We start from the raw sequence: 19,319 nt of genomic DNA, 5'->3' as shown, positions 1-19,319 counted from the left end.
CGACTTCCCGGTCAGCTACGGCACCCCGGTCCTGGCCGCCACCGACGGCAGCGTTCGCACGCAGTGGAACTCCGCCTACGGGAACATGGCGATCGCGAGCGTCTGGGCCGCCGCGCCGGCCTCCCGGAGGACGCGGGTGCGCAGCCCCGGCGGCGTCTGGGACGGCCCTTGCTGCAGCGCGATGATCGCCGTGCGGATCTCCTGGATCGTCGCGTCCAGTTCGTCGACCGCCTGGCCGAGCCCCTCGCGCACGTCCGGCAGCACGGCCTTGCGCTGGGCGCTCTCCAGCAGCATCCCGGTGGCGAACAGCCGCTGGATGACCAGGTCGTGGAGGTCGCGGGCGATGCGGTCGCGGTCTTCGTAGACGGCCAGCCGCTCGCGGTCGCGGCGGCTGTCGGCCAGTACGAGCGCCAGCGCGGCCTGGGCGGCGAACTGGGTGCCCAGGGTGCGTTCGCCGTGGCTGAAACGCGGTTCGCCGGGCTCGCGGCACAGCGCGAGGGCACCCAGCACCCGCCCGTTGCTGCGCAGCGGCAGCAGCATCGTCGGCCCGTAATGGCGCGACAGCGGGGAGACCGAGCGGGGGTCGTCGGCGAAGTCGTCGGAGAAGACCGCCAGCCCGGCCGCTATCTGGTGCAGTACGGGGCTCTCCGGCGGGATCCTGCCGCGGTACGCCTCGGTCCGTACGGCGTCGGGCAGCCCGGTGGAGATCGCCACCACCTCCATGCCGCCCTCGGCCAGCGGCAGCAGCACCGCTCCGGTGGCCGCCTCGGCGAGCTCGCGCCCCTTCTCCGCGACGACCGTCAGGGCGTCTCCGGTCGTCGAACGGGTCTCGGGTCCGGCCAGCAGGGCCGTGGTGAGGGAGGCGGCACCGTCGATCCAGCGGGTGCGCTGCCGGGCGGCGGACTGCATCCGGGCATTGCCCATCGCGATACCGGCCTCGGTGGCCAGCACCCGCACCAGATGGAGGTCCTCGTCCGCGAACTCCCGCCCGGCCGACCCGGCCGGCTCCCCGTCGGACGCCGCGCCGCCGCGCTTGTCCGCGACGTGCAGGGTGCCGAACGCCTCGCCGTGGAAGGTGATCGGCACCTCCAGGACGGCGCCGCGGGGCGAGCGGCCCGCGTCCTCGGGGGAGGGGGCGACGCCGTGGGTGATGAGGTCGTCGGCGAGCCCGTGGCCGTCCTTGTGGTGGATGCCGACGGCGGCGTAGCGCGCGCCGGTGAGGGTGGCGGCGGTCTCGGCGATGCGGGCCAGCGCGCGGGGCAGATCGTGATCGGAGCCGATCGCCGCCATGGCCTCCAGGAGCTGCGGAAGCCGGGAGAGCGGCCCGCCGGCCAGCTCGCGCAGGCGCTGCGCGGTGCGGTCGGCGAGCTCGGCTGCGGCGTCGGCGGAACGGTCGGCCGCCGGGTCGGGCGACGTCAGGACACACCTCACTCGTGTGGGCGGTTTGGACAGTCTGTTTGCCCTGAAGATGGCTATGCGAGCCGATTGGTTCCCTGCGCCTGCCGCGGCTCTCCTTCGTTCTGTGCCTGCTGCGGTGCGCGGGAGGCGATCAGCGGGCCGATCACCCGTGTCCCGGGGCCGGTCCGCCCTCCGGGGCCGGGCAGCTGCGTGGTGTTGTCCGTGGTGAGCGGCCCGCCGCAGTGCGCGCAGGCGGTGACCGGCGTGGTGTCCCGGTCGCAGTCCAGGTGGTGGATACGGGCCGGCGGGCCGTCCTCGCCCGCGTACCAGCGATCGCCCCAGTCCATCAGCGCCAGCAGCACGGGGTAGAGCTCCTCGCCCTTCCGCGTCGCGACGTAGTGCTCGCGCGGTGGCCGGTCCTGGTAGCGCTCGCGGGCCAGTACGCCCTCCTCGACCAGCCGCGACAGCCGGGCGGTCAGGACCTTGCGGGAGATTCCCAGGTCCTGCGCGAGGTCGTCGAAGCGGCCGATGCCGGTCAGTACGTCGCGCATGATCAGCGCCGTCCAGGCGTCGCCGAACAGGTCGGTGGCGCGGGCGATCGAGCAGGCCACGTCGGAGAGCGGGGTGCGGGTCACCCTCCGACCTTATCCAGATGCGGGTTCCCTGAGGGAACTGTGCATGCTAGGTTCCCTCAGGGAACCTAAGGGGGAGGGGCGATGCGCGGGACGAGGGCTCCGCTGATCGAGCTGGACTCGGCCGACCCGAAGGCCGTCGACGGGCGCCAGATCCGTGCGGCCGCCTTCCAGGACGTGCGCCTGGAGTACACGTCCGGGGTGCTGGCGCGGCTCGGCCGGGCGCCCTCGGGGCGCGCCCTGGTCGTCGGCGCCGGGCGAGGGCTCCTGGCGCGCGGGCTGGCCGGACTCGGCTTCGAGGTCACCGCCGTCGATCCGTCCGGGTCGGCGACCGCGCTGGCCCGCGCCACGGCCGCCCGCGACGGCCTGGGCATCGAGCACCGCACCGCGCCCGCGGAGCGGCCCGGCGTCCCCGCCGCCGCGTTCGACCTGGTCTACCTCGCGGACACCCTGGAGATCACCGAGGACCCCGACCGGGTCGTGGCACAGGCCGCCCGCGCCCTCGCTCCCGACGGCGTCCTCGTCTACGACACGGTCAACCGCACGCCGGTCTCCCGGCTCGTCTACCTCGTCGCCTTCCAGCGGCTGCCGATGACCCGGGTGGTGCCGGCCGGCCGCTATGCCGCGCGCCGGCTGCGCACACCCGCCGAAGTCGCCGAGCTGCTGGCGCGCCACGGCCTGGCCGACGGCGGCGTCTGCGACTTCGCGCCACGCAGCGTCCGCAGTCTGGTGGCCGGGATCCTGGCGCGCCGCCGTGGCCGGATCGGCGACGACGAACTCGCATCGGTGGTCGGCTTCGCGCTCGCACCGCAGGCCCGGCCCTTGGTCACCTATCTCGGGCATGCGCGCAAGGGGCGACTTTGAGCCAACCTGCAGATGTGGCGTACGGCGGGACTTGAGGCGGCGGCCGGCGGGTAAGCCGTAGACAACCATGGGCGCGGCTGCCGGAACGCAGCGGCGCCGGCGCTCCGCACACCGCACCACCGACGACCCGGGAACGGGCCGACCCGCCCGGATTCACGCCGGGCGCCCCCACACCTTCCGTATGTCCCGCCAGGAGCGCGTGGTCATTCCGCGCCCCCGGCACGAAAGTGGGTCGGCCGATGAACGATGCCCCGCACCACCCGAGACTTGTCGGCCCGCGCCGCACGGCGGGCGGTGTGACCCTTCTCGAACTCCGCGGTGAGCTGGACATTCTCGCCGTGTCAGTGCTCTCCGACCCGCTGGACGGCATCACCTGCGCCCAGGGCGTCGACCTCGTCGTCGATCTGGGCGCGGTGGACTTCATCGACTGCGCCGGGCTGTCGCTGCTCAGCCGGGCCCGGGTGCGGACCCGGCAGCGGGGCGGCCGGCTGCGGCTGACCGGCGTGCACGCGGGCGGCAGCGTCGCGCGGCTGCTGCGGATGACCGGGCTGACGGGCGACTTCGAGATCGTCTCCGACGACGCCCTGGCCCAGGAAGCCGTGGCCCAAGAGGCCCGCGCCCGGGAAGCGGCCGCCGGAGCGACCGGGGCGGGCGGGGCCACGGACATCGCCGTGGCCTGACGCCCCGCCCGGCTGCTCCCGGCTCAGGCCGGCAGGGCCGCCTCGATGGCGGCGACGAGCTCCTCGGCCTCCGGCTCCGTGCGCGGCCGGAAGCGGCCCGCCACCCCGCCCTCGGCGTCGATCAGGAACTTCTCGAAGTTCCACTGGACATCGCCCGCCGCGCCGTCGGCGTCCTCGGTGCCGGTCAGCGCCGCGTACAGCGGATGCCGGTGTGCGCCGTTGACATCGGTCTTCTCGAACAGCGGGAAACTGACGCCGTACGTCGCCGAGCAGAAGGTGGCGATCTCCTCGGCGCTGCCCGGCTCCTGGCCGGCGAACTGGTTGCTGGGGAAGCCCAGCACGCAAAAGCCACGGTCCCCGTAGCGCTGCTGCAGCCGCTCCAGACCCGAATACTGCGGGGTAAGCCCGCACTTGGACGCCACGTTCACCACCAGCAGGGCCTTGCCCCGATAGTCGGCGAGCGAGGCCGGTTCACCGGTCAGGGTGCGCAGCGGGATGTCGTACAGGCTCACGTTCATGCTCCTCGTCGCGGTTCCGCGGATAGGGACGCCCATCATCCGTCCCAACAGCGCCGCCCGCCCTGATCTTCCCCGGATCGTCGGTCGGCCACGACACGGCCGGGCGCAGTGCCCCCGAGCGCCACTCCTTGAGGAGCTGGTCGAAGATCGGCGTCTCCTCCTCGGCGCGCCGCCGGGGAACGGGCGGTGGCAGGGGCGGCGGCTGGTGCTGATGGGGGAGCGAGATGCGCTGAAAAGGGTGTGAGGCGGGCTTCTTGGCATCCATGCCCGGACTCAACCGGAAATCGGCCACCGAGTTGCGGGACGCGGCCGGGCGTGTCCGCAGATGCCCCTGCGGTGATGACGAGCAGAAGATACGTTCCCGGCGCGGAACGGGCCGGCGGATCCCCCGCCGGCCCCTGCGTCCACAGCGTGCCGGGTACCCGGCGCGGGCGGTCAGTCCCTGCCGAGCAGCGACGCGAAGACCTCCGCCAGCGCCGCCTCGGGGTCGGCCACCCGGCCCTCCGCCCGCCATGCGACGAAGCCGTCGGGGCGCACCAGCACCGCCCCCTCCGGCGTCGTACCGTGCTTCTCGGCCCAGTCGGTGCCCTCCTCCGGAGCCAGGTCGTCGTCCGGCTCGGTGCCGATCAGATAGCAGTCCAGCTGTACGGCGAAGCGCTGGACGGCGCCCTTGGCGGCGGTGCGCCACATGTCGCCGTCGGAGCCGGACAGCAGCACGAAGGACTTCTCGTAGAGGTCGAGGGTCGAGCGGCGCTCGCCGTGCGCATGCAGCCACATGTGCGGGGCGCGGGTGCCCGGCTCGCCGGTCAGCCGCAGCTGTTCGGGAACCACCGGCAGTTCGGGATCGGCGCCGACGACCGCGCCGCGCGGATAGCAGTATCCGAGGGCGACGGTGAGCACACCGCGCTGCCGGCCCCCGCCCGCGCCCGGAGCCGGGGCGTACCCGGGGTGGCTGTGCTCCGCGGAGCGGGCCGAGGCGCGGGCGCTCGTCTCGCGGGCCACCGGCTGCCGCTCCGTCTCGTACGTAGCCAGCAGTTCGGGGCCCGCCGAGCCGTTCAGCACGGCCGCGAGCTTCCAGGCGAGGTTGTGGGCGTCCTGGATACCGGTGTTGGAGCCGAACGCCCCGGTGGGGGACATCTCGTGGGCCGAGTCGCCGGCGAGGAAGACCCGGCCGGCCGCATAGCGTTCGGCGACCCGCTCGGCGGCGTGCCAGGGGGCCTTGCCGGTGATCTCCACATCCAGGTCCAGGGCGCCCGTCGCCCGGCGGATGTGGTCGACGCACCGCTCGTCGGTGAAGTCCTCCAGGGTTTCGCCCCGGTCGGGGTGCCAGGGGGCGTGGAAGACCCACTCCGCCTGGTTGTCCACGGGCAGCAGTGCGCCGTCGGCCTCCGGGTTGGTCAGGTAGCAGGCGATGAAGTGACGGTCGCCCACCACGTCCGCCAGGGCCGGGGCGCGGAAGGTGATGCTCACGTTGTGGAAGAGGTCACCGGGCCCCGTCTGGCCGATGCCCAGCCGCTCGCGGACCGGGCTGCGGGGGCCGTCGGCCGCGATGAGGTAGTCCGCGTGCACGGTGCTGTGCTCACCGGTCCCGCGGTCCTTCAGGACCGCCGTCACGCCCCGCGCGTCCTGTTCGAACGAGACCAGCTCGGTGGCGAACCGCAGCTCGCCGCCGTGCTCCCGGGCACAGCGCACCAGTACCGGTTCGAGGTCGTTCTGGCTGCACAGACACCAGCTCGACGGGCTGAACCGGGCCAGCCCGCCACCCGGGTCGATCTCCTTGAACAGCCACTCCTGTTCCTCGCCGGTGAGTGAAGGGGTCTGCAGGATGCCGTGGTTGGGGGCCAGGACCGAGGCGGCCTCGCGAATGCGCTGCTCGGCTCCGGCCACCCGGAACAGCTCCATCGTGCGGACGTTGTTGCCCCGCCCGCGCGGATGCCGCGAGGTGTCCGAGTGCTTCTCGACCAGCAGATGCCGCACACCCAGGCGTCCCAGGAACAACGACGCGGACAGGCCCACCAGGGACCCGCCCACGATGAGTACCGGAACCCGATCTTCAACGGTGGGATTCATAGCGTGCTCCAGCTCCAAGGACGCATTGAGGGCAGATGGAGCATGAATGTCCTGCTATGGACCTGTTTCATCACGATTCACCTGCATGGCTCACAGATCTCGCGCCACCGGACGGTCCCCGCCACGATCGAAACCGGGACGCCCCCGGGTCACCCGGAAGGCCGCCCCACCATCCGGCTCAGTCATCCGGATCGCACCGGAACTGACGACGCACCACAGGGACCCTCGGCCCCGAAGGAGATGCGTAGACGATGACAACGCTCTCGGAACGAATATCCCAGTCGGCCTTCGACGGCTCCCGGCTCCGGGTCGTGCTGCTCCTGGACCTCCACGAGGGAGCCCAGCAGCGCTTTCTGGAAGCCTACGAGCACCTGCGCAACCAGGTCGCGTCCGTCCCCGGGCACATCACCGACCAGCTGTGCCAGTCCATCGAGAACCCCTCGCAGTGGCTGATCACCAGCGAATGGGAGAGCGCACCGCCGTTCCTCGCCTGGGTCAACAGCGAAGAGCACGTCAAGATGGTCCAGCCGCTGCACAGCTGCGTCCGCGACACCCGGTCGCTGCGCTTCAGCGTCCTGCGCGAGACCTCGAACGTGGCGACCCGCGCCCCCGAGTCGCCCAAGGGGGGCCGACTGCAGGCCAACCCCCGCGTCGGCGACGGAGTGGTCCGGCACGCCCTGACCTTCACCGTGAAGCCCGGCAGCGAGGACAAGGTCGCCGAGATCCTCGCCGGCTACACCTCCCCGGAGGCCCGGGTCGACGACACCACCCGGCTGCGCCGCACCTCCCTCTTCATGCACGGCAACCGCGTCGTACGCGCCGTCGAGGTGCAGGGCGACCTCGTCGCGGCGCTGCGCCACATCTCCCGGCAGCCCGAGGTCCGGGCCGTCGAGGAGGCGATCAACCCGTACCTGGAGCAGGACCGCGACCTCAGCGACCCGAACTCCGCCCGGGTGTTCTTCACCCGCGCCGCGCTGCCCGCCGTGCACCACGTCGCGGCGCACGGCGAACGGTCCGAGGGCGTGAGCCGCCATGCGCTGCTCTACCCCGCCAAGGAAGGCTGCGGCATGGCGCTGGCCAGGATGCTGGCCCGTCAGGACGAGCAGGCCGCCGACGACCAGGCGTGCCCGATCGCCGGCAGCACCATCTTCCAGCGCGACGACATCGTCGTCCGGCTGATCGATCTGACCCTCCCCATCGACAGCGACCCCATGCTGTCGCTCGGTGTGCGCGGCCCGCGCAAGACGGCCGTACTGCGGCGTCTGCTCGACACCGAAGCGGCCGGCGGTCTCTCCGACGACCGCGAGCTGGCGCGCTTCCTGGCGCGCGCCGACATGACCCCGATCACCGACCGCCGGGCCCCGGACGCCTGACCGCGTCCGCCCGCAGCACCTCTTCCCCCACCCCAACCGCCGGCCTCACGTCCCTGGAGGAATCAGCCATGACCACGCACCGCCCACGCATCGTGGACCTCAGCGAGACCAAGCCCAACCGCCGGCGCGGAGGCGATCTGCGCGCCATGCTGACACCCAGCGCGGTCGGCGCCACGAGCGGCTTCATGGGCATGGCACTCGTCCAGCCCGGCGAACGCATCGGTGAGCACTACCACCCGTACTCCGAGGAGTTCGTGTACGTCGTCCAGGGCGCGCTCGAAGTGGACCTCGACGGGGAGGCGTACCCGCTGCGCCCCGACCAGGGGCTGCTGATTCCGCCCTACATGCGGCACCGGTTCCGCAATGTCGGCGACGAAGAGGCCCGGATGGTCTTCCACCTCGGCCCGCTGGCCCCGCGCCCCGAGCTCGGCCACGTCGACACCGAGGGCGCGGAGGACAGTGCGCCGGCCGTGCCACCCGAACGTACGGAGCCGGTGTCATGACCCGCCGTGTGGCGGTCACCGGCGTCGGCATCGTCGCCCCGGGCGGGGTGGGTGTGCCCGCGTTCTGGGACCTGCTGTCCTCCGGGCGTACGGCGACCCGCGGCATCACCCTCTTCAACCCGGAGGGCTTCCGCTCGCGCATCGCCGCCGAGTGCGACTTCGACCCCGCGGCCCACGGGCTGAGCCGGGACGAGATCGCCCGCTCGGACCGGTACATCCAGTTCGCGATGGCCGCCGCCGACGAGGCGCTGCGCGACGCCGGCCTGGACACCGAGAAGGAGGACCCCTGGCGCATCGGGGTGTCCCTGGGCACCGCGGTCGGCGGCACCACGCGCCTGGAGCACGACTACGTCGCCGTCAGCGACCGCGGGCAGCGGTGGGACGTCGACCACCGGCCGGCCGGCCGGTACCTGGAGCGGGCGTTCTCCCCCAGTTCGCTCGCCTCCGAGGTGGCCGAACGGGTCGGTGCGCACGGCCCGGTGCAGACCGTCTCCACGGGCTGCACCTCCGGCCTAGACGCCATCGGGTACGCCTTCCACTCCATCGAGGAGGGCCGGGTCGACGTGTGCATCGCCGGTGCGTCGGACTCGCCGATCTCCCCGATCACCGTGGCCTGCTTCGACGCCATCAAGGCGACCTCCCCGAACAACGACGACCCCGCCCACGCCTCACGGCCGTTCGACGCCCACCGCGACGGATTCGTCATGGGGGAGGGCGGCGCCGTACTCGTCCTGGAGGAGCTGGAACACGCCCGCGCCCGCGGTGCGACCGTCCACTGCGAGATACGCGGCTACGCCACGTTCGGCAACGCGTACCACATGACCGGTCTCACCCAGGAGGGCCTGGAGATGGCCGAGGCGATCAACCGCGCACTCGGTCACGCCAGGGTCGACGCCACCCAGGTCGACTACGTCAACGCACACGGCTCCGGCACCCAGCAGAACGACCGGCACGAGACCGCCGCGGTCAAGCGGTCGCTGGGCAAACACGCCTACAACGTGCCGATGAGCTCCATCAAATCCATGGTGGGCCACTCGCTCGGCGCGATCGGCGCCATCGAGATCGTCGCCTGTGTGCTGGCACTGACCCACCAGGTCGTGCCGCCGACGGCCAACTACGAGACCCCGGACCCGGAGTGCGACCTCGACTACGTGCCCAGGACGGCACGGGAGCTGCCGCTGCGTTCGGTGCTCTCGGTCGGCAGCGGCTTCGGGGGATTCCAGTCAGCGGTCGTACTGACCCGACAGGGTGGGAGGGCATGATGAGCTCCCCGAAACAACGACGCTCCGTCGTCACCGGCATCGGCGTCATCGCCCCCAACGGGGTGAGCACCGAGGCCTTCTGGAAGGCGACCGAGGAAGGCGTCAGCGTTCTGGACCGGGTGACCCGCGAAGGGTGCGAGCACCTGCCGCTCAAGGTCGCCGGTGAGGTCCGCGGCTTTGACCCGGCGCATCTGATCGAGGAGCGGTTCCTCGTCCAGACCGACCGGTTCACGCACTTCGCCATGGCGGCGGCCAACCTCGCACTGGACGACGCCCACCTCGGCCGCGCCGACTACGACCACTCGCCGTTCGCGGTGGGCGTCGTCACCGCCGCCGGCTCGGGCGGCGGCGAGTTCGGCCAGCGGGAGCTGCAGCGGCTCTGGGGCCAGGGCTCGCGGTATGTCGGGCCGTACCAGTCCATCGCCTGGTTCTACGCGGCCAGCACCGGGCAGATCTCCATCCGCGGTGGCTTCAAGGGGCCCTGCGGAGTCGTGGCCAGCGACGAGGCGGGCGGCCTGGACGCCCTGGCGCACGCCTGCCGCACCATCCGGCGCGGCACCGACGCCGTCGTGGTCGGCGCCGCCGAGGCGCCGCTGGCCCCCTACTCGGTCGTCTGCCAGCTCGGCTACGACGACCTGAGCACGCTCGACGACCCGGTCCGCGCCTACCGCCCGTTCACCGAGGGCGCCTGCGGATTCGTGCCCGCCGAGGGCGGCGCGATGCTGGTCCTTGAGGAGGAGGCGGCCGCCGGAAGCCGCGGGGCGTCCGTCCGGGCCGTGCTCTCCGGGCACGCCGCGACCTTCACCGGCGCCTCGCGGTGGGAGGAGTCCCGCGACGGGCTCGCCCATGCGATCCGCGGCGCGCTGGAGGACGCGCGGTGCGCCCCGGAGGAGATCGACGTGGTCTTCGCGGACGCGCTCGGCGTCTTCTCGGCCGACCGGGCCGAGGCGCTGGCCCTCGCGGACACCCTGGGCCGGCACACCGCGCAGGTCCCGGTGACCGCCCCGAAGACCGGCACCGGGCGGGCGTACTGCGGTGCCCCCGTCCTGGACATCGCGGCCGCGGTGCTCGCCATGGAGAACGGTGTGGTGCCGCCCACGCCCAACGTCGTCGACGTATGCCACGACATCGACGTGGTGACCGGCCGGGCCCGGCCCGCCGAACTGCGCACGGCGCTGGTGCTGAGCCGGGGACTGATGGGTTCGAACGCGGCCATGGTGCTGCGGCACAGCCCCACGTCCCCCTCGTGAGAAGGAGAACCCCGCATGATCGCTCAACTGACGCTCGACGAGCTGGCATCGCTGATGAAGTCGGCCGCCGGCCTCACCGTCGACCCCAAGGACCTGGCCCACCGCGCCGATACGTCCTTCGCCGAGTTCGGCCTCGACTCGCTCGGCCTCCTCGGCATCGTGGGCGAGTTGGAGAACCGGCACGGCCGGCCGATGCCGACCGACGCGGAGCGCTGCAAGACGCCGCGTGACTTCCTCGCCCTCATCAACACCGAGTCCACCGAAGCCAGCGCCGACAAGGCGACCGTGCCGACGACAGGAGCCTGACATGCCCGGCCACACCGAGAACGACATCACCATCGCCGCGCCCCTCGACCTCGTCTGGGACATCACCAACGACATCGAGGACTGGCCGCAGCTCTTCAGCGAGTACGCCTCGGTCGAGGTGCTCTCCCGGGAGGGCGCCAAGACCACCTTCCGGCTGACGATGCACCCGGACGACAACGGCACCGTCTGGAGCTGGGTCTCCGAGCGGGTCGTCGACCGGGCGGGCCGCTCCGTCCGCGCCCGCCGCGTGGAGACCGGTCCCTTCGAGCACATGGACATCCACTGGAAGTACGCCGAGATCCCCGGCGGCACCTCGATGCACTGGACCCAGGACTTCGCCATGAAGCCGCAGGCCCCGGTCGACGACAAGGGGATGACCGAGCTCATCAACCGCAACTCCCGGATCCAGCTGGAGCTCATCCGGGACAAGATCGAGCAGCGGGACCGCGAGCTGCGTTCCGCCGCCGTCAACTGACCGCCCGCCGGGCCGCTTTCGGACCGCCACCCGGCGGCACAGAAGGGATCTCCCCGATGCATCACGCACTGATCGTCGCTCGTATGGCCCCCGGTTCGGCTCCGGACATCGCCGAGGTCTTCCGGGCCTCGGACCGCACGGAGCTGCCCCACCTGGTGGGCGTCGCGCGGCGGACCCTCTTCCAGTTCGGTGACGTGTATCTGCACCTCATCGAGTCCGACCGGCCGCCCGGACCGGAGATCGCCAAGGTCACCGAGCACCCCGAGTTCCGCGCGGTGAGCGACAAGCTGTCCGCCTTCGTCAGCGCGTACGACCCGGAGACCTGGCGCAGCCCCAAGGACGCGATGGCCCACCAGTTCTATCGCTGGGAGCGCGACGGCAGCACCTGACGCGCAGGCGGAGCCGGGGCGATCCCCCGGCTCACGCGCCCGCCCGGGAACGGGCACGGCCGCCCGGCGAGGAGGCTTCTCCCCGCCGGGCGGCCTGCCGTTGCCGGGCTGCTTCATCGCGCGCTGTTCCTCACGCCGGCACGGTGCACTCGAAGGCGTGCAGATAGGGGTTGACCGGCCGGATGTCACCGACCTTCAGGCCGGCCGCCGACATCCGGCCGACCAGGCTCTCCTTGGTGTGCTTGGCGCCGCCCACGTTCAGGAGCAGCAGCAGGTCCATGGCGGTGGTGAACTTCATCGAGGGGCTGTCGTCGACGAGGTTCTCGATGATCACCACGCGGGCGCCGGGACGGGCGGCCCTGACGACGTTGCGCAGCGTCCTGCGGGTGCTCTCGTCGTCCCACTCCAGGATGTTCTTGATGATGTAGACATCGGCCTGTACGGGGATGTCGTCGCGGCAGTCGCCCGGCACGATCCGTACCCGCGGAGCGAGCGCGCCGCCCTTGTGCAGCCGGGGGTCCGGGTGCGCCACCACCGTCGGCAGATCGAGCAGGGTGCCCTCCAGCGCGGGGTACTTCTCCAGCAGGCTGGCCAGGACATGCCCCTGGCCGCCGCCGATGTCCGCCACCGACGACGCCCCGGACAGGTCGAGCAGCGCGGCGAGGTCCTCGGCCGACTGTCTGCTGGAGGTGGTCATGGCCCGGTCGAACACCTCGGCGGAGTCCCGTGCGTCCTCGTGGAGGTAGTCGAAGAAGCCCTTGCCGTACAGGTCGTCGAAGACGCTGCGGCCCGAGCGCACCGCCTCGTCGAGCCGGGGCCAGGCGTCCCAGGTCCAGGGCTCGGTGCACCACAGGGAGATGTAGCGCAGGCTGTTGGGGGCGTCCTCGCGCAGCAGCCGGGACATCTCGGTGTGGACGTACTTGCCGTCCGCGGTCTCCTCGAAGATCCCGTAGCAGGACAGCGTGCGCAGCAGCCGCTCCAGCGGTCGCGGCTCGGCCTGCACCGCGGAGGCCAGCTCCTGCGCCGTGGCGGGCCGGTCGCCGAGGGCGTCGGCGACACCGAGCTTCGCCGCGGCCCGTACGGACGCCGCGCACGCGGCTCCGAAGACGAGCTCGCGCAGCCGCATGGCCGGCTGGGGGGTGGGACTTACGGTGGTCATTCCGCCTCTATTCTCCCGTTTGGGGCCAGCAGAGACCGGCCGGCTTCGAGGTCCGGCAGAAATTGCCGATGAATCGGTTTCCCTTGCCTTCGGTGTCCCGGTTGACCAGGTCCGCCGGCTTGTTGTGCCGCACCGTGTTGTTGGTGATGAGGTTGTCCTCGTTGAGCGCCTTGACGAAGCTGTGGAAGAGGACCACGCCACCGGAGAGCGGGGACTCGCCGACGTTGTCGCGGATCTCGTTGTTCCACACCATCGCCTTCTCGGTACCGGTCAGGACGATGCCGGAACCCTGGATGAACGGCAGCCGGCTGTTGCCGGGGCAGTGCTTGTTGTTCTTGACGACCTTGTTGTTCCGCACGGTCAGCGCGCCCGCCCTGGGGCGTGACTCGTCGCCGACGATGAACGCTCCGCCGCAGTTCCCGGTCATGGTGTTGTCGTGCACCGTCAGATGCCTGACGCGCCGGATCGTGACGCCGATGCGGTTGCGCGACATCTGGTTGTAGGCGATGGACGTGCCCTGGGTGTCGGTGGCTCCGCCCTCCTGCTTGACCGTGTTCGCGACGAAGATGCCGGAGTCGCCGCTGCCGGTGACCAGGTTGTTCCAGATCTTGCTCCGGACGGACTTCTCCAGCCCGATGCCCCACACGCCGTTGTCCTTGGCGGTCACGTTGTGCACGGACAGCTGGTCGGTGCCGGAGGCCCAGATGCCGTTCCGCTTGGCGTGGGAGACCGTCAACGCGCGGATGGTGACGCCATGGAGCGGGTGGCCACCGCTGCCGATGACGCAGATGCCGTTGCCTTCCTGCCCGCAGGCGTTCGCCGCCCGCTTCCCGGACGGCTTGGCCGCCGGTGGCTTGATCACCGTCTTCTTCCCGGCGCCCACCAGGCGCAGCCGGGACTTGTTGATCAGTACGCTCTCCTGGTAGACCCCGGGACCGATGACGACGGTGTCACCCGGCCGTGCCCTGTCCACCGCCCGCTGGATCGAATCGCCCGCATGGACCACATGCTGCCCGTCGCCGTCGCACGGGTCGGCCGCGCCCAGTCCGCCGGCCATCACCGCGGCGACGCAGCCCAGGTATTTCATCTTTCGAAGCGCCATGAGGCGAAGCTATGGGCGATCATCACCGCTCGCCACATGTGGTAACCCGAGGGCGGCGGTGCGTGCGGACGCCAGCTTTCGACGCGCTGTCAACTCCGCTGCCCGGCGCCCCGCCCGGCCGCCCGTCAGGGCTGGTCGGAGCGCTGGTGCGGGCCGTCGTCGGCGGCGTCGGACGCACCCGCGCACGGAAGGCATTCGGTCGTCCCTAAATCAGCTGACCGGGTATCGGGCGGGCCGTCGGGCCCGTCGTCGGCGCCCGCATCCGACGGTGCGTCAGCCGCCCCGTCCGGGCACACCTCGGTCAGGAACGCCGCGAGGCTGGTCGGCAGGAACCACGGTCGGACGCGGAAGACGGTCATGGAAGACCAACGCGCGGGCCCCGCCCGACGACACCCGCCCGGAGCCGGTGCGGCCGCTTCATCACCCCAACGGCCGTGGTCGGCAGGGCCGCTGGTGGCGATCGGCGGCTCAGCGGCCCTTGCCGATCGCCGCCTCGATCCCGTCCAGCACGACCGTCAGCCCGACCTCGAAGGTCGTGCGTGCCTCGCGCTCCAGATACGGCACCGACTCGTCCGTGACCGGCGCGGCGCCCTCCGTCTCCAGCCGGACCAGGAGCGGGAAGCGCTCGGCGAAGTCGGGGACCACCTCGGTGAGCATGGCGGAGCGGGCCTGCCACCACTCCTCGTCGGAGACCCCGGTCGACGCCGCGGCCAGCCGCGATTCGACGACCGTCTGCGCGGCGCCGCGCACGAAGTGGACCAGCGTGCCGACGACCCGGCGCAGCACCGCGGAGCTCAGCTCCGTGGCGTACAGCAGCCGCAGCAGCGTCTCCAGGGCGCGGTACTCGTGCGGGCCCAGCACCGGGCGCGCCTGGGACACCTGGAGCACCCAGGGGTGGCGCAGGCAGAACTCCCAGGTGTCCTCGGCCCAGGACGTCACCGCGGCCCGCCAGCCCGCGCCGAGGTCGTAGTCGTGCGGCAGCTCCGCCTGCACCTGGTCGTACATCAGATCCACCAGCTCGCTCTTGCCGGGGACGTACGTGTAGAGCGCCATGGCGGTGCGTCCCAGCCGCTCGCCGACCGCGCGCATGGACAGCGCCGCCATGCCGTCGGCGTCGGCGACGGCGATCCCGGCCTCGACGATCGCCTCCACGCTCAGCGCCGGTCTGGGCCCCGGCCACCGCCTCGTCCGGGTCCCGTCGGCGCCCTCGGCGCGCCACAGCAGCGCCATCGAACGGCGGGCGTCGCCCTGCCCGGCGAATACGACCACTTGCCGACTCCTTACGCCATAAAGTAACGTCCGCGAGCGAACTCTTTACGGTGTAAGGATATCAGGAGGGGTGGTCGGAATGAGGGCAGGGCATACCGACGGGCGGCCGGACAACGAGCAGATATCCGCCGCGGACAGCCATGACGCGATCGAGGTCCGAGGGGCCAGAGAGAACAACCTCGCCGATATCTCGCTCGACATTCCCAAGCGCCGTCTCACGGTATTCACCGGGGTCTCCGGATCCGGAAAGTCCTCACTGGTCTTCGGCACCATCGCGGCCGAATCCCAGCGGCTGATCAACGAGACCTACACGGCCTTCGTCCAGTCCTTCATGCCGAGCCAGAGCCGCCCCGACGTCGACGCGCTGCGCAATCTGAGCGCGGCGATCGTGGTCGACCAGGAGCGCATGGGCGCCAACTCCCGCTCCACGGTCGGCACCGCGACCGACGCCCACACCATGCTGCGGATCATCTTCAGCCGCCTGGGCACCCCGCACGCCGGCACCTCCACCGCCTTCAGCTTCAACAGCGCCGACGGCATGTGCCCCGCCTGTGAGGGCCTCGGCCGGGTCTCGGCGATCGACGTCGACGAGGTGGTGGACACCGGACTCTCGCTCAACGAGGGCGCCATCACCGCCCCCGGCTTCACCGTCGGCTCGTGGTACTGGCAGACCCTCGCCCACTCCGGATTCTTCGACCCGGACACCAGACTCAAGGACTACACCCCCGCCCAGTGGGACGACCTCCTGCACAAACCCACGACCAAAATCAAGCTCGGTACGTCCCACGTCACCTACGAAGGCCTCCTGGTACGGCTGCAGCGGAGCTACCTCGCCAAGGACCGGGAATCCCTGCGGCCCCATATCCGCGCCTTCGTCGACCGAGCGGTGACCTTCGCCGCCTGCGGCTCCTGCGGCGGCGCCCGCCTCAATGCCGCCGCGCTCGGCTCCCGTATCGCCGGCCGCAACATCGCCGAGTGCTCGGCCCTGCAGATCAGCGATCTGGTCACCTTCGTCCGGTCCATCGACGAGCCGTCCGTGGCCCCGCTGGTCGCCACCCTCTGCCACACGCTGGACTCGCTGGTCGAGATCGGGCTGGGCTATCTGAGCCTGGACCGCGAGTCGGCCACGCTGTCCGGCGGCGAGGCCCAGCGCGTCAAGATGGTCCGCCATCTGGGCTCCAGCCTCACCGACGTCACCTACGTCTTCGACGAGCCGACCACCGGACTGCACCCGCATGACATCCAGCGGATGAACGACCTGCTGCGCAGGCTGCGCGACAAGGGCAACACGGTCCTGGTCGTCGAGCACAAGCCCGAGACGATCGCGATCGCCGACCATGTCGTCGACCTCGGCCCGGGAGCCGGAGCCGCCGGCGGACAGCTCTGCTTCACCGGCGACGTCGCGGCCCTGCGCGCCTCCGGCACCCTGACCGGCCGCCATCTCGACCACCGCGCCCGGCTGCGCACAACGGTCCGTGAGCCCCGTGGCCGGATCGCGATCCGCGGCGCCGACACCCACAACCTCCAGGACGTCAGCGTCGACCTCCCGCTGGGGGTGCTCACCGTCGTCACGGGAGTGGCGGGCTCCGGCAAGAGCTCCCTGATCCACGGCTCGCTGCCCCGGCGGGACGGGGTGATCGTCGCCGACCAGTCCCCGATCCGCGGCTCCCGGCGCTCCAACCCGGCCACCTACACCGGACTCCTCGGTCCGGTACGCACCGCCTTCGCCAAGGCCAACGGCGTGCGGGCGGCCCTGTTCAGCGCCAACTCCGAAGGCGCCTGCCCGACCTGCAAGGGCATCGGGCTGGTCTACACCGACCTCGCGATGATGGCCGGTGTGGCCGCGGTCTGCGAGGAGTGCGAGGGCCGGCGCTTCACCCCCAAGGTCCTCACCTACACCCTGCGTGGCAAGAACATCAGCGAGGTGCTCGCGATGTCCGTGGCCGAGGCCCGCGAGTTCTTCCCCACCGGGCAGGCCCGCACCATCCTCGACCGGCTCGCGGAGGTGGGCCTGGGCTACCTGGGCCTCGGCCAGCCGCTCACCACTCTCTCCGGAGGTGAACGGCAGCGCCTCAAACTCGCCGTCCACATGGCGGAGAAGGGCGCCGTCTACGTCCTCGACGAGCCGACCACCGGACTGCACCTCGCCGATGTGGACCAGCTCCTGGGCCTGCTGGACCGGCTGGTCGACGACGGCAACACCGTCATCGTCATCGAACACCACCAGGCGGTGATGGCCCACGCCGACTGGATCGTCGACCTCGGCCCCGGGGCCGGACAGGACGGCGGCCGAGTGGTCTTCACCGGCACCCCCGCGGACCTGGTCGCCACCGGCGACTCCCTGACCGCCCGCCACCTGCGGACGTACGTTCAGCACCCTGCCCCGTAGGCCCCGCTTCCCTTCCACCCGCTTCTCTCCCTGGAGGACCCGATGGCGGCCGTGCCCGTCGCGCTCATCCATGTCACCGACGTCCGGCGGATCAGCCCCCGCATGGCCCGCATCACCTTCGCCGGGGACGGCCTCGATGACTTCCCCACCTGGCCCGACCAGCAACTCAAGCTGCTGTTCCCCCAACCGGGCCAGCACGCCCCCCGCTTGCCCGAGCGGGGCGCGGACGGCGACGCGATGCGCTGGTACCAGGCGTTCCTCGCCCTTCCCGAGGACGAACGGCCGTGGATGCGCAGCTATACGGTGCGCTCCTACGACGCGGTCCGGCACCGGATCACCGTCGACTTCGTGCTCCACGCCGCCGCGACGTCGACGGATGACCCGGCGCCCGGCCCGGCGACCCGGTGGGCGGCCTCCGCCGCCGTGGGCGACGCCCTCGCCCGCTACGGCCCGGCGGCGGAGTATGCCTGGCCACTGCCGCTCGACACCGCCGACTGGCTGCTGCTGGCCGGCGACGAGACGGCGCTGCCGGCCATCGGCTCCCTCGTCGAGGCGCTGCCGTCCGGCGCCCGCGCGCTCGCCTGTATAGAGGTGGCCGACGCCGCCGAGGAGCAGCGCTTCGCGACCCGGGCGGACGTCACCGTGCACTGGGTGCACCGCGACGGCGTCCCGCCCGGTCACGGTGACGCGCTGCCGGCGGCCGTACGCGCCCTGCCCTTCCCGGCCGGAGAGGTCTTCGCCTGGCTGGCCGGCGAGGCGGGCACGGTACGCACGCTACGGCGCCATCTGGTCGACGAACGCGGCATCGACAAGCGGCGGATCGACTTCAGCGGCTACTGGCGCCGCACCCTCACCCAGGACGACGCCCCGACGGAGGAGGACATCGCGGAGGCCCGGGAACGCGTGGGCCGATAGCCCGGCAGCCTCAGCCCGTGCACGTCGCGTGCCCCTTGCAGCCGAGCTTGGTACCGCTGAGCCGGGCGCCGCTGAGGTAGGCACCGCCGAGGTCGGCGCGGTTGAGGTCGGCGTTGCTCAGGTCGGCCGCGACGAGCAGGGAGCCGGAGAGGTCGGCACCGGCGAGGTCGGCGCCGTGCAGATCGGCGTTGCTGAGGTTGGCACCACGGAGGTCGGCGCCCTTGAGGTCGGCGCCGTGCAGGTCGGCGTGCGGGAAGCCGGCGCCGGAGAGCGCCGGCCGGACGCCGGGGTGCGCCTTGCGCCAGTTGTTCCACTCCGCCACGCCGCGTTTGAGCATGGCGACCTGCGCGGCGTCGGCCCGTGGCTCGGCGTCGTCCTGTGGCCGGGGACCGGCCTGCGCGGAAGCGGGACCGCAGTCCAGGGTTGCCGCGACGCTCACGGCAGGCACGGCCAGCACACAGCCGGCCGCAGCCAGCGCGACGAGGGGGGCCCGCAGGCGGAGAGTACGCATGGGTCAGCCTTTCTGACGGTGGATCGCGGATGGTGATCCTATGGTCACACTTCGTGGCCGAGTCCGCTGCGCGTTGCTTGGCTGCCCGCGTTTTCGGCTTTCCCGCCGTGGGGGTTGGTCGCCGTTGCGCCTGCGGCGGGCGTTGCGTGCCGCTGCGCGGGGCTTTTCGGGTGGCGGTGGCGGTCCTCCGGGGCAGGGTGTCCGGACTGCTTCGCTTTATCACATCTTGCCGTTCTTGTACGTGCGCTTGAACT

20 protein-coding genes are annotated in these 19,319 nt (G+C 71.7%); 11 read left to right on the top strand and 9 right to left on the bottom strand.

Annotated elements, in window-relative coordinates:
- Positions 1-75: 75 nt before the first annotated feature.
- Positions 76-1,431 (bottom strand): GAF domain-containing protein, encoded by a 1,356-nt coding sequence (locus tag ACWD6P_RS34395; RefSeq protein WP_451448133.1) that lies wholly within the window; start codon positions 1,429-1,431, stop codon positions 76-78.
- A 41-nt stretch (positions 1,432-1,472) separates the two neighbouring features.
- On the bottom strand, positions 1,473-2,033 hold the full coding sequence (locus tag ACWD6P_RS34390) for a winged helix-turn-helix transcriptional regulator (RefSeq protein ID WP_451448132.1): 561 nt from the start codon (positions 2,031-2,033) through the stop codon (positions 1,473-1,475).
- Between the two features lie 81 nt (positions 2,034-2,114).
- Between ACWD6P_RS34390 and ACWD6P_RS34385 the strand changes: the two genes are divergently transcribed.
- Positions 2,115-2,894 (top strand): class I SAM-dependent methyltransferase, encoded by a 780-nt coding sequence (locus tag ACWD6P_RS34385; protein WP_451448131.1) that lies wholly within the window; start codon positions 2,115-2,117, stop codon positions 2,892-2,894.
- A gap of 239 nt (positions 2,895-3,133) precedes the next feature.
- Positions 3,134-3,574 (top strand): STAS domain-containing protein, encoded by a 441-nt coding sequence (locus ACWD6P_RS34380; protein WP_451448130.1) that lies wholly within the window; start codon positions 3,134-3,136, stop codon positions 3,572-3,574.
- A 23-nt stretch (positions 3,575-3,597) separates the two neighbouring features.
- Here ACWD6P_RS34380 and ACWD6P_RS34375 read toward each other — a convergent pair whose 3' ends face one another.
- Both ACWD6P_RS34375 and ACWD6P_RS34370 read right to left on the bottom strand, forming a co-directional pair.
- Positions 3,598-4,086 (bottom strand): glutathione peroxidase, encoded by a 489-nt coding sequence (locus ACWD6P_RS34375; RefSeq protein ID WP_451448129.1) that lies wholly within the window; start codon positions 4,084-4,086, stop codon positions 3,598-3,600.
- A 441-nt stretch (positions 4,087-4,527) separates the two neighbouring features.
- Complete coding sequence (locus ACWD6P_RS34370) at positions 4,528-6,162, bottom strand: FAD-dependent oxidoreductase (RefSeq protein ID WP_451448128.1); 1,635 nt, start codon at positions 6,160-6,162, stop codon at positions 4,528-4,530.
- 251 nt (positions 6,163-6,413) lie between these two features.
- Between ACWD6P_RS34370 and ACWD6P_RS34365 the strand changes: the two genes are divergently transcribed.
- From ACWD6P_RS34365 to ACWD6P_RS34335, 7 genes are all read left to right on the top strand, one after another.
- On the top strand, positions 6,414-7,535 hold the full coding sequence (locus tag ACWD6P_RS34365; RefSeq protein ID WP_451448127.1) for a SchA/CurD-like domain-containing protein: 1,122 nt from the start codon (positions 6,414-6,416) through the stop codon (positions 7,533-7,535).
- A 68-nt stretch (positions 7,536-7,603) separates the two neighbouring features.
- A complete protein-coding gene (locus ACWD6P_RS34360; RefSeq protein ID WP_451448126.1) occupies positions 7,604-8,038 on the top strand; it encodes a cupin domain-containing protein in 435 nt (144 codons plus the stop codon).
- The gene (locus tag ACWD6P_RS34355) at positions 8,035-9,300 is read left to right on the top strand and encodes a beta-ketoacyl-[acyl-carrier-protein] synthase family protein (RefSeq protein ID WP_451448125.1); all 1,266 of its coding nucleotides are present in this window, start codon (positions 8,035-8,037) and stop codon (positions 9,298-9,300) included. The genes ACWD6P_RS34360 and ACWD6P_RS34355 overlap by 4 nt, the downstream gene beginning before the upstream one ends.
- Positions 9,300-10,550 carry a ketosynthase chain-length factor gene (locus ACWD6P_RS34350; protein WP_451448134.1) on the top strand — a complete coding sequence of 417 codons (1,251 nt, stop codon included), beginning with the start codon at positions 9,300-9,302 and terminating at the stop codon, positions 10,548-10,550. Before ACWD6P_RS34355 ends, ACWD6P_RS34350 begins: the two co-directional genes overlap by 1 nt.
- Before the next feature lie 15 nt (positions 10,551-10,565).
- A complete protein-coding gene (locus ACWD6P_RS34345) occupies positions 10,566-10,856 on the top strand; it encodes an acyl carrier protein (protein WP_451448124.1) in 291 nt (96 codons plus the stop codon).
- Position 10,857: 1 nt separating this feature from the next.
- A complete protein-coding gene (locus ACWD6P_RS34340; RefSeq protein WP_451448123.1) occupies positions 10,858-11,331 on the top strand; it encodes an SRPBCC family protein in 474 nt (157 codons plus the stop codon).
- A gap of 56 nt (positions 11,332-11,387) precedes the next feature.
- Positions 11,388-11,720: a TcmI family type II polyketide cyclase gene (locus ACWD6P_RS34335; protein ID WP_451448122.1), complete on the top strand. Its 333-nt coding sequence runs from the start codon at positions 11,388-11,390 to the stop codon at positions 11,718-11,720.
- A 130-nt stretch (positions 11,721-11,850) separates the two neighbouring features.
- Here ACWD6P_RS34335 and ACWD6P_RS34330 read toward each other — a convergent pair whose 3' ends face one another.
- From ACWD6P_RS34330 to ACWD6P_RS34315, 4 genes are all read right to left on the bottom strand, one after another.
- Positions 11,851-12,879: a methyltransferase gene (locus ACWD6P_RS34330; RefSeq protein ID WP_451448121.1), complete on the bottom strand. Its 1,029-nt coding sequence runs from the start codon at positions 12,877-12,879 to the stop codon at positions 11,851-11,853.
- A 7-nt stretch (positions 12,880-12,886) separates the two neighbouring features.
- A complete protein-coding gene (locus ACWD6P_RS34325) occupies positions 12,887-13,981 on the bottom strand; it encodes a right-handed parallel beta-helix repeat-containing protein (protein WP_451448120.1) in 1,095 nt (364 codons plus the stop codon).
- Between the two features lie 125 nt (positions 13,982-14,106).
- The gene (locus tag ACWD6P_RS34320) at positions 14,107-14,340 is read right to left on the bottom strand and encodes a hypothetical protein (RefSeq protein WP_451448119.1); all 234 of its coding nucleotides are present in this window, start codon (positions 14,338-14,340) and stop codon (positions 14,107-14,109) included.
- A 109-nt stretch (positions 14,341-14,449) separates the two neighbouring features.
- Positions 14,450-15,250, bottom strand: coding sequence for a TetR/AcrR family transcriptional regulator (locus tag ACWD6P_RS34315; RefSeq protein ID WP_451448118.1), 801 nt, complete (start codon positions 15,248-15,250; stop codon positions 14,450-14,452).
- A 79-nt stretch (positions 15,251-15,329) separates the two neighbouring features.
- On the opposite strand from ACWD6P_RS34315, the gene ACWD6P_RS34310 reads away from it, so the two are divergent.
- The gene (locus tag ACWD6P_RS34310; RefSeq protein ID WP_451448117.1) at positions 15,330-17,639 is read left to right on the top strand and encodes an ATP-binding cassette domain-containing protein; all 2,310 of its coding nucleotides are present in this window, start codon (positions 15,330-15,332) and stop codon (positions 17,637-17,639) included.
- A 42-nt stretch (positions 17,640-17,681) separates the two neighbouring features.
- The gene (locus ACWD6P_RS34305) at positions 17,682-18,554 is read left to right on the top strand and encodes a siderophore-interacting protein (protein ID WP_451448116.1); all 873 of its coding nucleotides are present in this window, start codon (positions 17,682-17,684) and stop codon (positions 18,552-18,554) included.
- 10 nt (positions 18,555-18,564) lie between these two features.
- Here ACWD6P_RS34305 and ACWD6P_RS34300 read toward each other — a convergent pair whose 3' ends face one another.
- Positions 18,565-19,065 carry a pentapeptide repeat-containing protein gene (locus tag ACWD6P_RS34300; protein ID WP_451448115.1) on the bottom strand — a complete coding sequence of 167 codons (501 nt, stop codon included), beginning with the start codon at positions 19,063-19,065 and terminating at the stop codon, positions 18,565-18,567.
- Positions 19,066-19,319: the final 254 nt, after the last annotated feature.

This window comes from Streptomyces sp. NPDC002446, assembly GCF_053595675.1.
This window is presented reverse-complemented; position numbering and strand designations above follow the sequence as displayed.